This is a genomic window from Hymenobacter glaciei, assembly GCF_039539585.1.
Classification (GTDB): Bacteria; Bacteroidota; Bacteroidia; order Cytophagales; family Hymenobacteraceae; genus Hymenobacter; species Hymenobacter glaciei.
The window spans coordinates 150,704-163,254 of record NZ_BAABDK010000035.1 but is presented as its reverse complement, the minus strand read 5'-3'; the positions used below and the strand labels follow the sequence as shown (position 1 = coordinate 163,254).

General features: G+C 64.4%; 10 protein-coding genes. All 10 read right to left on the bottom strand.

The features are described from left to right. Positions 1 to 2 precede the first annotated feature (2 nt). Positions 3 to 917: a hypothetical protein gene (locus tag ABD837_RS24110; RefSeq protein WP_345059702.1), complete on the bottom strand. Its 915-nt coding sequence runs from the start codon at positions 915 to 917 to the stop codon at positions 3 to 5. 36 nt (positions 918 to 953) lie between these two features. Then, a complete protein-coding gene (locus ABD837_RS24105; RefSeq protein WP_345059700.1) occupies positions 954 to 4,805 on the bottom strand; it encodes a baseplate J/gp47 family protein in 3,852 nt (1,283 codons plus the stop codon). Then, complete coding sequence (locus tag ABD837_RS24100) at positions 4,806 to 5,264, bottom strand: GPW/gp25 family protein (RefSeq protein WP_345059698.1); 459 nt, start codon at positions 5,262 to 5,264, stop codon at positions 4,806 to 4,808. Positions 5,265 to 5,267: 3 nt separating this feature from the next. Next, positions 5,268 to 5,567, bottom strand: a complete 300-nt coding sequence (locus ABD837_RS24095; RefSeq protein ID WP_345059697.1) for a PAAR domain-containing protein — start codon at positions 5,565 to 5,567, stop codon at positions 5,268 to 5,270. A gap of 177 nt (positions 5,568 to 5,744) precedes the next feature. Next, positions 5,745 to 7,526: a type VI secretion system tip protein VgrG gene (gene vgrG, locus ABD837_RS24090; protein ID WP_345059695.1), complete on the bottom strand. Its 1,782-nt coding sequence runs from the start codon at positions 7,524 to 7,526 to the stop codon at positions 5,745 to 5,747. A gap of 199 nt (positions 7,527 to 7,725) precedes the next feature. Beyond that, positions 7,726 to 8,382: a CIS tube protein gene (locus tag ABD837_RS24085; protein ID WP_345059693.1), complete on the bottom strand. Its 657-nt coding sequence runs from the start codon at positions 8,380 to 8,382 to the stop codon at positions 7,726 to 7,728. 55 nt (positions 8,383 to 8,437) lie between these two features. Continuing rightward, a complete protein-coding gene (locus tag ABD837_RS24080) occupies positions 8,438 to 8,614 on the bottom strand; it encodes a DUF5908 family protein (RefSeq protein WP_345059691.1) in 177 nt (58 codons plus the stop codon). A 155-nt stretch (positions 8,615 to 8,769) separates the two neighbouring features. Continuing rightward, positions 8,770 to 9,228, bottom strand: a complete 459-nt coding sequence (locus tag ABD837_RS24075; protein ID WP_345059689.1) for a phage tail protein — start codon at positions 9,226 to 9,228, stop codon at positions 8,770 to 8,772. 156 nt (positions 9,229 to 9,384) lie between these two features. Next, on the bottom strand, positions 9,385 to 9,840 hold the full coding sequence (locus ABD837_RS24070) for a phage tail protein (protein ID WP_345059687.1): 456 nt from the start codon (positions 9,838 to 9,840) through the stop codon (positions 9,385 to 9,387). Between the two features lie 50 nt (positions 9,841 to 9,890). Beyond that, on the bottom strand, positions 9,891 to 12,515 hold the full coding sequence (locus tag ABD837_RS24065) for a phage tail sheath family protein (protein WP_345059685.1): 2,625 nt from the start codon (positions 12,513 to 12,515) through the stop codon (positions 9,891 to 9,893). Positions 12,516 to 12,551 lie beyond the last annotated feature (36 nt).

Genomic DNA, 12,551 nt, shown 5'->3' with positions numbered 1-12,551 from the left:
TACTAAGGCCGGTGGTCTTCAAAAAGACAGGTGATGTGATACATGATGGACGCCCCAGCGCCGAAATTCTTGCGGGTGCGCATCTTCAGGCCATACAGCGGCGCCGGCTGCTCCCGCGTGCCGGGCGCTTCGATGAACCAACGCAGCTCGATGCGCTGCCGCCAGCCGCCGTAGCGGGCTTCCTGCAGATGGATGGGCTGCTGCCGGCCGTGCACGCCCAGAGCCACGCCGTGGGCCATGGCGTAGTTGCCGCTGGTTGGCGGGCCGTAGGCCGCGGCCATTACCTCAAAGCTCCACAGCCCGCGCAGGCCGCTGATGATGGGGTGCCACTCGCCGTTGGCGGGCACCAGCAGCGCGCCGGTGTAGCGGGCCGGGTCGAGGGCTTCGGGGCCGGGCTGGCCGGGTTGGTCGGGTTCGTTCTGGAAAGTGCCCGTGCGGCCCACACTGCCCACAAAACCGTCCACACTGAGGCGGGCGCTGGGGTTGGTGGTGCCAATGCCCACCTTGCCGCCGGGGGCCAGATACAGGCGCACGGGCGGTGGGGGCGTGCGGTCGTCATCGTTGTCGGGGTCGGCTTCGGGGCGCTCCTGCGGCTCGGCAAAGGCCAGGCCCAGGCCCTGCGCTTCGGCGCTCGGCTCGGCCCCCAGCAGGCCTACAAACCAGGTGGTGGCTTCGTTGCGCAGCTGCTGCCAGCCCCGGTAAAATGAAAGCAGCCGCTGGCCCTGTTTGGGGTCGGCTCCGGCCTCGGTCGCGCCCAGCTGCAGGCCCTGCACCGGGTGCCGCGAAAAGCCGTCGTCCAACTTGTTCACGCTCGAATCAATCAGGTGGCGGAAGCTCTCCTCGGTGGGCATGCGTCCCTGCTTGAAATACTGCCGCAGCGTGGTGCGGCGCTGGGGTTGTTCGACGAAGTTGTCCATGGGCGAAGGGTGGGAAGACAATAGGGTAGCGTAGCGTTAAGGTTGGCTGGGCTGAGGCGCGAGGGCCGGCGGCGGGCTGGGCTCGTGCCCGGGCTCGAAGCGGTTGTAAATCACGAAATCAGTGCCGATGGTGAGGTTGCCGATGCCGGCGGGTTGGGCCTGGAAGTCCGCCTTTTTGGCCGCCACCGTCGTTACCTCGGCCAGGTGGTGGTGCCCCGCCGAGAGGTACACGCTCCACGGGCGGTTGGTGAGGTCGTCGAGGGCCTGCTCGGTGCCGGCTTCGGCCGCTGCGTCGTCCAGCGCATCGGTGTCATAAAACAAATACTGGCCGTTTTCCAGGGCCATTTTTACCGCCGAGAATCCCGTCACAAATTCCACGTAAGGCCGCTGGTTGAGGAAGGACAGCACCCGGGCACCAGTCAGCCCCTGCGGCTGGCCCGGCGCACCCGCCGCGCGCGCCCACGGCGACAGAAACTCACGCAGCTCCTGCTCCAGCCGCGCCAGCAGCGCGCCCGGCTGGGGCGTAGCCAGCTTCGCCGATTCCGTGAAGCGCACCTTGCCCCGCACCTGCACCTGCTCGTAGAACGGGTTGCACACCTGCACCCGAATGCGCGGCGCGGCTACCCGTTGCAGCAGCGCCTGCATCCGGTCGAGCTGGTGGGGGCTGAAGTTGGGCAACTGGTAGCCCGCCGTGGCAGTAGGTGGATAGGGCGTAACCACCACCACTACCAGCCCCGGTCGCCGAATAGCCGCCGGCACCTGATTGGCGCGCAGGCATTTGGTCTGGTACACTTCCGGGAAATGCTCCAGCACCAAGTGCTCGTAGTCCCAGGGCGTTACGGCCCGGCCGCGGTGGCGCAGGCGCTCGCTCACCCGGGTGTTGTAGGCCGCTGCTTCCTCGGCAGCCGCGCCGCCGAACGAAGCCAGCGGCTGCGCTACCGTAGCCAGTGCGGGGTTGGGGCGCGCCAGTCGGCTCAGGCTGCGGGCCGGCAAATGCCCCACGAAAGGCACGGGCTCGCCCACGGCGGGGGTGGTGCGCTCGGTTAGCACCACCTGCTGGTGCACCGCCCGCACCCGGCTGATGGCCGCCGTGCCGTGCGCCACCGAGGCGCGCAGCCAGAACAAGCCGTCGGGCATCACGGTGTGGCGCGTGTCCATGTCATCGGGCAGGGTGAGGTACACGGGGTGCAGCTCGGTCAGGCCGTGGCTTTCGTCGCGCACGGCCTTGTCGGGCAGGGCCGTGCCGGGCACGAATTTCTGCCATTCATCCTGGCTGAGGTAGGCCCACTCCACTTTGGGCTGGCTCATTTGGTCGACGGCGCCGGTAGCGGCCGTGTGCTGCCGCAGGAACTGGCCAAAGGGCGCCAGCTCGAACAGCAGGTTGATTTGCTGGGGCGGCGCGAGCTGCGCCAGCCCGATGTAGAGCGTGCCCTCGGCCGCAAACTCCGGCAGCAGGCGCAGGGTGCGGGCCTCGCTGGCCGCGGTGGCCGCCTGTCCCGGCGGGTACTCGCCCAAGGGGTGAATGTGGTAGAACTGCGGCTGGCCTGGCCCCGGCTTCCCAAACAGCGAAGCCGCCGCAAACACTTCCTCGGCCGCGTAGCGCAGTTCCAGGCTCCGCAGCTGCGGCGTGAAGGGCGGGCGCGGCAACGGGCGCGGCTCGGAGGTGTGGCGGGCGTTGTACTGCATGGTCTCGACCAGCAGCGAGGGGTATTGCTCGATGCCGAAGCCCATGCCCGGGGCCACCAGCTCCAGCCGGAGGCTACCCGTGGCCGCCTCCGACGGCTGTGAGGCCGCCACATCAATCAGTTGCTGGCTGAAATCGGTGGCTGCTCCGGTGTTCAGCTCCAGCTCGGTGGTGGCGGCCAGCGTTGGGGTGCCCGGCCGCAGCGGGCCCGAGGGCTGAAACAGTGCCACTGAGCTGCCCGGCAAGGTGGCCGGCACCCAGCGCCAGTCGCGCCGGTAGCTCGTGGCCACCCGAAACGAGTCGTTGGTCACCGTCGGCGCGTAGTTCCGGTAGTAGTCGGCAAAGCCGCCCGGCTCGGTGGGCAGTTCAGCCCAGTGCAGGCCCAGGGCCAGTTCGATCAGGCGCTTGCGGAACAGTTCGGGGTAGCCCACCAGCAGGTAAGCCCCCATTCGCGCCTGCGGGCCAAATGGCGCAAACGGCAGCCCCGAGGCCAGCGGTCCCAGCTGGTTGCTCAGCTGCAGGCCCTGGATTTCGTGCGCCCGCACCCGAATGGCAATGGTGTGTGGCTGCAGCGCCCCCAGGCTGGAGTAGCCGTAGGTAGGCGCGTGGGCATTGAGCCGCAGCCGCAGCACCGGCCACGCCGAGCGGAACTGGCCCGCGTGTAGCTCCGGCTGGTGCGGCACCACGGCGGGCTGGGCGCGGTCTAGGTTCAGCCGCCAAGTTAGGCCCGTGCCGTTGGGGGTGCGGTACACGGCCTCGACGCGCAGCGGCAGCCAGCCCGTGGCTCCGCTAATGTCAATGCGGAAGGCATCGCGCACTAAATCCTCAAACGCGCGCACCGCCTGCTGCCCGACTGGGGCCGCGTGGTGCGCGGCGAGCTGCCGGGCAAAGCTTTCGGGCTCGAAATCAATGTCCAGCTCGATGGTGCGGTGGCCTTCGTGCAGCAGCAGCACGGGGGCTGATACCGCAAAGCCCACCGCCGCCGCGCCCATGTTGCGCTGAGACGGGGTCAGCAATTCCTGGGCTTCGCCAAACGGTGCCCAGCCCTCGGCCGGGTTGGCCAGCGGCTGGCCCCGGCCATCGGCCGAGTCGGCTTGCTGAGCGGCCCAGATGCCCTGTACTGCGCCCTTGTCAATTCCACTCACAAACACCGAGCTGAACTGCTGCACCCGCCAGGGCGTGAGCGGCTGGGCCTGCGTGGTATGGAACGTGGGCCGGCGGCCGTGAGCATCCTTCTCGCCCTCGGCCGCGGTGCCGGCCGGCAGCAGGTAGCCTGGCACGCCCTTCGCCAGCCCAAAAACCAGGTAGGCGTGGTCGGGCCGGGCCGGCCGCAACGCCACCCGCAGCACCTCCTGGTAATAGTAGTTGAGCTGCCGGCGCGGCAACTCGTTCAGCGCGTGCTGGGCGTGCTGGAAGAGCTGGCAGAACGTGACGAGCAGGGCAATTTCGGGCCGCATGTTGGCCGCAGCCGACCGGGCTTGGGGTAGGTGGTACACCACCTGTTCGAGCACGCGCTTGGCCACAGCGGCAATCTGCGCCTGGGCGTGGTAGAACTTCCAGAGCACATCGCGCAGCTGGTTGTCGAAGCTGTCGGCCGTAATGTCGACTGCTGGCTCCGGCATCGTCCAGAGGTGCTCCATGCGGTCGGGGCGGTAGCGGTGGCCGGGGTAGGGCGGTTGCCACACCTGCTGGTCCTTGAGGGCCTGCTCGATGGCGGCCACCTGGCGCAGGCCCGCGCCCAAGCCCACCACAATGCCGCGCAACTCCCCTTCCAGCGAGCTGCGGATGCTGCTAATCTGCTGCGCGCCCCACCAGCGCTCCAGCTGCTCGGCCATCAGAAATACCTGGCTCAGAATTTTGCCCTGAATGAACTGGTGCTGCCGGGGCAGCGCCAGCGGGTCTTCGAGCTGCCGCACCAGCCGCGTGAAGTGAGCGTACTGGGTGGTGAGACGCTGCCGGGCCATGAGGGCCAGCATAAACAGCTCGCTTTGCTCGGCCAGGTTCCAGTTGCGGGTGCTCTCCACTTGGCCGCCCCGGGCTTCGTAGTAGCGCACCTTCGTCGAGAGGCGGGCCATGTAAGCCAACAGCTCTTCGAGCGGGGCGTGCACCAGCTCCACCGGCCCTTCGAGCAGGGCCGGTTGCCGCCGGCCCTGCTGCGAGGTGCCGGCCGGCTGAAACCGCGAAGGGAGCACGCCAAAATTCATCTACGCGGAGTGGTCGGCGAGCAGGGTGGCCTCGCGTTGGAAGGGAAAGACCACGTTGTGGCGGCTATTGAGCGAGCGCACCACGTAGCTGACTTCAAGCAGCAGCACGCCGTCGAGCTGGTTCTCCACGTTCACTTCCACGCCCTGCAGCCGGATGCGCGATTCATAATTGAGCACGGCTTTTTCCACGGTGGCCTTCAGGCGCGTTATCGCCGAAGTGTCCATGGGCTCGAACAGAAACTGCCGCAGCGCGCAGCCATAGTTGGGGTTCATAATCCGTTCGCCGGGCTCGGTATGAAACAGGATGTGCAGGCTCTGGCGGATGTCATTCTCGGCCGCCACCATTTCCAGGCGCAGCGGCCCGCCCGTGGCTGCGAATGCCGTCGGGAAGCTCCAGCCCTTGCCCAGGAAACCAGCCTGCGTTAGCTCGTTCGGGTCGTTTTGGTTGAAATCAGCCATGACTTAGCCTCCAATCAACACGGTGGGAAAGCCCAGCGCAATGCTGCCACCGTGGGCCGTGGGGTCGCCCATGCGCGCGGCCGGCACGCCGCCAATCAGCACCGTAGTCGAGCCCATCACAATGCTGTCGGGCGGGCCCACGCACACGGCCATGTCGCCCACCCGCGCCGCCGGCAGCCCGCCAATGAGCACCGTGGGCATGCCCGGCCCCACAATCGGCCCGCCCACGTGCGGAATGGGCGGTACGGCCGGTGTTACCATCGGGCAGGTGTGCATATCAGTAAGGCGGGCGGCGGGGGGCATAGGGCGGGGAAGTAGTAGGGGTGGATAGGTGCTTTAAAGCGGACAAAGGCCCGTCATGTAGAGCGCAGCGAATCATCTCGCGTGCGCAACGCAATCCAATCGAAAGGATTACTAGTAGCACGCGAGATGCTTCGCTGCACTCTGCATGACGGGCCATTTTCGTTCATCTTCATCACATTAGTTAATCATCACAATTGCCCCTTTCACCGTGGTCTGGCCCGCTGCCGAGAGTTCGGCGGTGGCGTTGCCGGCGGCTTTCAGGCTCACTTTGGCGGTGGCGTTCACGTTCAGGCCATTCAGGCCCAGGTCGGCTGTGGCGGTGAGGGTGATGCCGTTGGTGGCGGTCAGCTCGATGTTCTGCGCAGCTTTCAGGGTGAGGTTGGTGGCGCTGTCGAGCAGGATGCCGCTCGACGACAGCACCACTTTGTTGCTGTGCGAGTCGTTGATGGTAACACTTTTGGCCTCGTCGTCAAGTATTATCTTGTTGCCGCCGGGCGTGCTGATGGTGATGATTTTCTTCTCATCTTCAAGCTCGATGGTGAGCAGCTTAGGCGTCTTCCAGCCTTTCTGGTTATTCTTTTCGGCGGGTGTATAGGCGGGGGCGCGGGTGCTGCTGTAAAGCGCGCCCAGTACCACGGGCTGCTGCGGGTCGTTGTTGAAAAAGCCGAGAATCACCTCGTCGTTCACCTCGGGGTAGAAGAACGCGCCGCTGCCCGATGAGGCGTACGGATGCCCCATTCGGGCCCACAGCAGCTGATTCTGCAAGGTTGGCACCTTCACCTGCACCCGGAATTCGTTGAGCGGGTCGGCATGAATTTGGGCCACCACGGCATTGTAGAGGCCCTGAATGCCGGGCAGCGGCCCCAGCAGCGAGGGCGCCGCCACCTCGGGGTGCTGCTCGGCAAACCACTGCTCGTCGAGCCCCAGTGCTACTTCAGTTACCCAGTTGCCATCGGCCACCGTGTGCGTCACCCCCGACACGTAGGCTGTGCCATTAAAGCGCTGGCCCATGCCGGCCAGCTCCACGGTGCAGCCCGGCACCGCCAGCGCGCTGCCCTGGAAGCTCACCGAGCCCCGCACCTTCGCCAGGGCCGATTTTAGCAGCAGCGCGTCGGCGTGGGCCTGCAGCTCGGGCTGGGTGGTGGCCGCGGCGGTGGGCAGGTCGTAGGAAGGTTCGGCCATTACGTCGGCCAGGCTGGAGGCCTGCACGTTGCCGGGCGTGCCCACGCCGGGCGGGGCGGCATCGGCTTCCAGCATGGCCTGGGTGGTGTAGTCCCACGACTTCACCTTCACGGCCTGGTACTGCGAGCGGGCATCCATGTCCACCGCAAAGCTGATGATGCTCGCACCGTAGGTGAGAACCAGCACGGCGTTGGCATCCGGCTTGGGCTTGGCTACGGTCACGGTATCCTGCTCGCTGATGACCACTAGGCCGTTGGCTTCGGCCCGGGCCACCACAAAATCCCAATCGGAGCAATAGTGCTGCACCAGGCTGGGGTGCGTCACGGTGGTGGAGTCGACCGAGGCGGTGAGGCCGTGCGAGGCAATGATTTTCTCGATGGCGTCGCCGTCGGTGCTGTCGGCGAAGGTGGTGCTTTTGCGGCCCACGGTCAGCTTGGCGGCCTTGTCGCGGCATTCCAGCACCAGCAGCGAAGTGGCCGAAACCTCCAAGCCGTGCTTCACGATGACGCCTTTGTAAATGACTTGGTTGTTGGTGTGGTAGCCGGCCGAAATGGTCAGCTCCGTGCCGGGCAGGAAGTCGGCCGAGTCGCTCGCCGCGAAGTCTTCGTTGGAAACGCTGCCATCGTAGAGCTCCAGCCGCGCGCTGCCAATGCGGTTGATGCCCTTGCTCACCTCAATCGAGCGCACCTGGTACGACGAATTGATTTCGTTCCCATCGGCCAGAATACGGAACGTAACCAGGTCGGTATTGGAAGCAAGAGGGCTTACAGCAGGCATAATAAGTCGAAAGGCAAAAGGAGTTTTTTTCGTTTGTCATCCTGAGCATTCTGCGATTCAAGCAGAGTCGAAGGACCTTATCACGATTGTATCGTTGAGATTGCATCATGTTTTTCTAGCGTGATAAGGTCCTTCGACTCTGCTTGAATCGCAGAATGCTCAGGATGACAGTAGAGAGCAAAGAAAATATGCCACGCCACTACACCAGCGGCGGAAACTGCAGCAGCTTCCCGGGCTCCAGCCGCCGAAAGTTGATGAGCTGGTTGTGGGCAGCCACGGCCAGGTAATAGCGCGAGTGCCCGTAAATGCGGTGGCAGAGCAGCGGCAGTGTGTCGCCGGCCTGCACGTAGTGGTGGTGGGTGAGGTCGGAGGATTGGTTATCCGCTTGTTTGGCTTTGGTGGCGGTATCGGTGAAGCCCACAAACGTGAGCGACACCTTGGCCCGCAGCGGCGAGCCGTCGGGCCGGAACAGCGTGTAGCTGACGTCGAACTTGGTGAGGTGGCAGTTGAAGAGCAGCGTGCCCCAGCTCAGCTGTAAGTAGTAGGGCGAATGCAGCTTGCCCTGGTAGTCGAGCGTCACGCTGCGGAGCTTTTTCACCTCCGTGTCCACGTCGATAACCGTGCCCACGACCGCGCCGGTGCCGTCAAACATCAGGTCGAAGCTCACCTGCTCGTCGCCCATGGCCTTGAACTTGGCCGTGGCGCCGCTCTGGCCCTGGGTTTCGGTTTTGTCGTACGCTACCTCGAACGTGTGCGTGAACGACTCGGGGTTCAGGAAAACCGTGTATTTACCCGCGCCTTTGGTCGAAAAGGTATTATCCTCGTAGCTCTGGATGAGCATTTTAACCAACGTCATGTGCGGCGGGAGTCAGGGTAGTTCATTGCAGAAAGGAAGAAAATTAGGGCATGGGCTACCGCTCGCGCTGTCGGCGCAGCTGCGCCAGCACCTCGCGCACGCAGCTCTCGGTGAGCTCCTGGCGGAGCTGCTCGCGCGCTTCGGCGTTGAAGGCTGCCGCTGCGGGTGTCGGGCGGCGACTGTCTTCGTACACCGTCACTTTGATGACGAGCTCGCGGATTTCGATGGGCATGGTGGGGGAGTGGATGGTTGAATATGAACTCACGGAAAAGACCGTCATGCCGAGCGCAGCCGAGGCATCTCGCGTGCCACCACTAATCAAATTGATTACTATCACAAGCGAGATGCCTCGGCTGCGCTCGGCATGACGGGCATTATTCCTTCTGGCTACACCGGCTGCTGCCGAAACCAGGTGTAGCTCAGTTCCAGCGTTTCGATGGCAATGGTGCTGTCATGGGCGTTGAAGTCGGACACGCTCCACTTCACCGGCCAGGCATTCTCGAACGACCAGAAAGCCAGCGGTTGGCCCTGCTCGTTGAGCAGCTTGAGGTATACCTGCTTCGGCTGAATGGGCACCGACAAGTCTGAGCCGATGGTGTTCCGAACCCAGGTCGCCAGGTCCGAGCCTTCCGTGAGCAGGCCGCGCTTCAGCACCAGGTTGCTGTATTTGGCCACGGTGGGCACCGTGTACTTGTACAGGTTCTGGCCGCCTTCGCCGATGGTCTCGGTTTCACGTTCCGCCGACAGGCCCGACACTTCCTGAAAGGCGGCATCGGCCGTCGTGTTCACGCCGCTGAACCCGAGGGCGAAGTAGAATCCTACGGGAGGGTATCCTTGGTCAGGCATAAAGGGCTAGGTCGTTGATAATGTAAGAAGGCCGAGAAAAGAACGTCATTCCGAGCGTAGCCGAGGAATCTCGCTCGAATCGTTGAGCGACACCCGAACGGCGCGGGCGAGATTCCTCGGCTGCGCTCGGAATGACGTTCCTATTTCAGTCGAAGCTTAAGCATTCGCCACCACGAGCGTTTCATACGCCACTTCCAGCGTTTCCACGGCCACTTCGTTGCCGTCGGCCTTCAGGTCGGTACCCTGGATTTTGCAGGGCCAGGCGTTGTTCAGCGTCCAGGTCATCGTGGGGTTGCCGCCTTCGTCGCAGAGCTTGATAACCACCGTCGAGCGCTTTATCAGGTTCATTTTAATCTGCGAGTACCAGGCCCAGAACTTGTTGTCCTTCACGAAAATGCCCTTTTTCAGGGTCACGTTGCCCACCTTGGCCAGGCCGGGCATTTTGATGGTCGAAAACACCGGGTTGTTGCCGGCGCGGTACTCAATAATCTGGGTTTCGGTTTCGAGCCCGCTCACCTCCTGAAAGGGCACGTCGCTGTCGCCATTGCCGAGGTCTACTTTGAAAAAAAACTTAGGGAGAGGCCAAACGGCGTCTTGTGCTTCACCAGCCATGAGCTTGGGTAGTTAAAAAGTTAAAATTGGGAGAATGGATGCGAGCCCGGTTAGGACTTCTGCATCTGCTGCTGGAAGCTGAGGACGATGAATTCGGCGGGGCGCGAGATGGCCACTTTCACGAACACGTTCATGTAGCCGTCCAGAATGTCCTGGGCCGTCATGGTGGTACCCAGGCCCACGGCCACGCTGTAGGCGTCGTCGGGCTTCGAGCCGGCCAGGGCGCCCTGCTTCCACAGGTTGAAGAGGAAGTTGCTAATCATGCTCTGCACCGTGACCCAGGTGTTGGCGTCGTTGGGTTCGAACACGTAGGCGCGGGCCGCCAGCTTGATGGACTGCTCCAGCATAATCATGGTGCGGCGCACGTTGATGAAGCGCCAGTCTTGGCTGTTGCCGTCGAGGGTGCGGGCGCCCCACACCAGCACGCCCTGGCCTGGGAAGGGCCGAATGGCATTCACCGACTTGCCCGACACGGCGTCCACGTTCAGGCGGGCCTGGTCGTTGTCGCTCAGGTTCACGGTCGGGGCTATCACGCCGCTCAGGCTCACGTTGGCGGGGGCTTTCCACACGCCACGGTTGGTATCCACGGCCGTGTACACGCCGGCCATGGCTGGGGCCACGGGCAGGGTGTTGCGGTAGCGGGTAATGTTGTCGACGACGCGCTTGTAGTCGAAGTTTGACGCCAGCAGGGCGTTGTGCAGGCGCAGCACCTCCACGTTTTGCTCGGCCGGGGTTGGGGGCTGGCCGCTGAGCAGGTCGGTGGCCTGCTGGGCTTTGTCGGCGGCGCTCTGGGCTTGCTTGATGACGGCCTGGGCAGCGGTAGCGGCGGCGGCGACCTTCGGGTCTGTATCCGTGGGCAGGCCCACGGCGGTAGTGGCGGCCGTGGCAGTTGCGACGGCCATATCAGAGGCGGCCTTGGCCAGCGCAATGGCCGCCGCGCTGCTGGACTTACCGGCTGCCGCCGTGGCCGAAGCGGCAGCTTTCGTGGCCGCGTCCGATGCGAGCTTGGCATCCGCAACGGCCCCTTTTGTGGCCGTTGCTTTCGCCGCGGCGTCAACCCCGCCCGCAATCGAATCAAAAGTGGCCTGGGCCTTTTTTGCCGCCGCCTGCGCAGCAGCTACATCGCCGGCGGCACCGGCGGCTTTAGCATCTTCGGTCGCGGCGTCAGCGGCGGCATTCGCGGCAACGGCGGCGGCGGTTGCGGCGGCGGCGGCATCCGTCGCGGCATCTGTCACCTCCTTTATTTTGGCGGTCAGGTCGTCACCCGTCAGCGTTTGGGCCGCGTTGGCCGCGGCCGTGACTTTCGCCAGTGCGGCATTCGCCTTGGCTACGTTCGTGGTCGCTTCGGTGGCCTGGGCCGCGGCGCTGCCGCCAATGGCCGTCAGCGCCTGGGCGGCGGTGTCGGCGCTGTTGATGGCAGTCGTAATAGTGGTACCGACAGCCGCGAGTTTGTCCACGGCAGTTGCCCCCGTGATGGTGGCAGCAATTTTGCCAGCATCGGTACTAGCCGTACCGGCCAGCGTCCTTGCCTGGGTTGCCGCACCGGGGGCGGCGGCCAGGCGGTCGGCGTCTTCTTTTTGCACGTCGGCCAGCGAGGGCAGGTGCATGCGGCGCGCGGCCTGCACCAGGTTGGCATAGGCCAGGGCGCTGCGCAGCGTTTGCTGGGCGGCGGGCAGGTCGGGGGTGTGGGCTTTGGCCGTCAGGCTGGCTTTGGCGGTGGTCAGGGCGTTCTGGGCGGCGGTATTCACCGTCGTCACCATGTTTTTGCTCATGTTCTGAAACGTGGTTTCGGTGTCGCCCACCACCGTGGTGTACACCCACGGAAAGTAGCTCACGCCGTATTTCAGGTAGTTGTTGCCCACGCCGTCGCGGAAGCGGCTTACGGGCGTATCGTCGCTGTTCAGCGCGAGCGGGTTGGTCACGGCCCCGTCAAACACGTCGAGCACGGCCACCCGGCTCTGGGTTTCGTTGCAGTGCTGTAGCATTTTTTTGGCCACGTCGTAGTAGTCGTTCTTGTTCAGGCACAGGGCATCGGGGCAGAGCACCATGGTGGGCTCCTGCTCGTAAATCAGCGAGTCGATGGCCTGGATGAACTGGTCTTTCGTGGGCGTGTTGGCGGTGGGGGCCGCCGTGTCGGCGGTGTTGCCGCCAGCATCCTTCGCCTGCGCCTTGCCGCCGTCCGGCACCAGCGTTTCCGTCAAGGCATTGCTGCCGCTGTCCCCGTCGTAGTACCCAATCGACACGATGTAGCACGTGCCGCCGCCGTTCTGGTAAAACAGCCGCACGCTGTTGTAGAGGTAATAAATCACGCTGCCGGTGTCAGGCACCAGCGCGTAGCTTTTCAAGGCCGTATCCCCCGAGCCCGGCCCGTACGCGGTCACGTCGTGGATTTGCAGCGTGAGCGCCTGCACGGCCAGCGCTTTGCGGGCCGCCAGCTGGTCGTCGTTGCCGGCCTGGGGCTGCAGGTCGAATACCGGCACCGCGCCCTGGCCAAAACACGTTTCAAACTCCTTCAGCGATGTTACCCGCCGGGGCTTGTTGGCGAGGTCTTCGCCGTTGTAGTTGGCCTTGGCTGTGTAGCCTATGAAAACGGGGACGGCCGTAGCCACTTCCACCACCGAATTGGGAAAGGCGTTTATCTCGTTGATGTAGACGCCGGGGGTTTGCTGTTGCATAGAAAAAAGTGGGGTTAGGGGAGAAGAAGTGAGAGA

Excerpts from the sequence above, each read along its gene's own strand:
- ABD837_RS24095 (WP_345059697.1), bottom strand. The coding sequence starts at position 5,567 with ATGCCCCCCGCCGCCCGCCTTACTGATATGCACACCTGCCCGATGGTA.
- ABD837_RS24070 (WP_345059687.1), bottom strand. The coding sequence starts at position 9,840 with ATGGCTGGTGAAGCACAAGACGCCGTTTGGCCTCTCCCTAAGTTTTTT.
- ABD837_RS24105 (WP_345059700.1), bottom strand. The coding sequence starts at position 4,805 with ATGAATTTTGGCGTGCTCCCTTCGCGGTTTCAGCCGGCCGGCACCTCG.
- ABD837_RS24080 (WP_345059691.1), bottom strand. The coding sequence starts at position 8,614 with ATGCCCATCGAAATCCGCGAGCTCGTCATCAAAGTGACGGTGTACGAA.
- ABD837_RS24085 (WP_345059693.1), bottom strand. The coding sequence starts at position 8,382 with ATGACGTTGGTTAAAATGCTCATCCAGAGCTACGAGGATAATACCTTT.
- ABD837_RS24110 (WP_345059702.1), bottom strand. The coding sequence starts at position 917 with ATGGACAACTTCGTCGAACAACCCCAGCGCCGCACCACGCTGCGGCAG.
- vgrG (WP_345059695.1), bottom strand. The coding sequence starts at position 7,526 with ATGCCTGCTGTAAGCCCTCTTGCTTCCAATACCGACCTGGTTACGTTC.
- ABD837_RS24065 (WP_345059685.1), bottom strand. The coding sequence starts at position 12,515 with ATGCAACAGCAAACCCCCGGCGTCTACATCAACGAGATAAACGCCTTT.
- ABD837_RS24100 (WP_345059698.1), bottom strand. The coding sequence starts at position 5,264 with ATGGCTGATTTCAACCAAAACGACCCGAACGAGCTAACGCAGGCTGGT.
- ABD837_RS24075 (WP_345059689.1), bottom strand. The coding sequence starts at position 9,228 with ATGCCTGACCAAGGATACCCTCCCGTAGGATTCTACTTCGCCCTCGGG.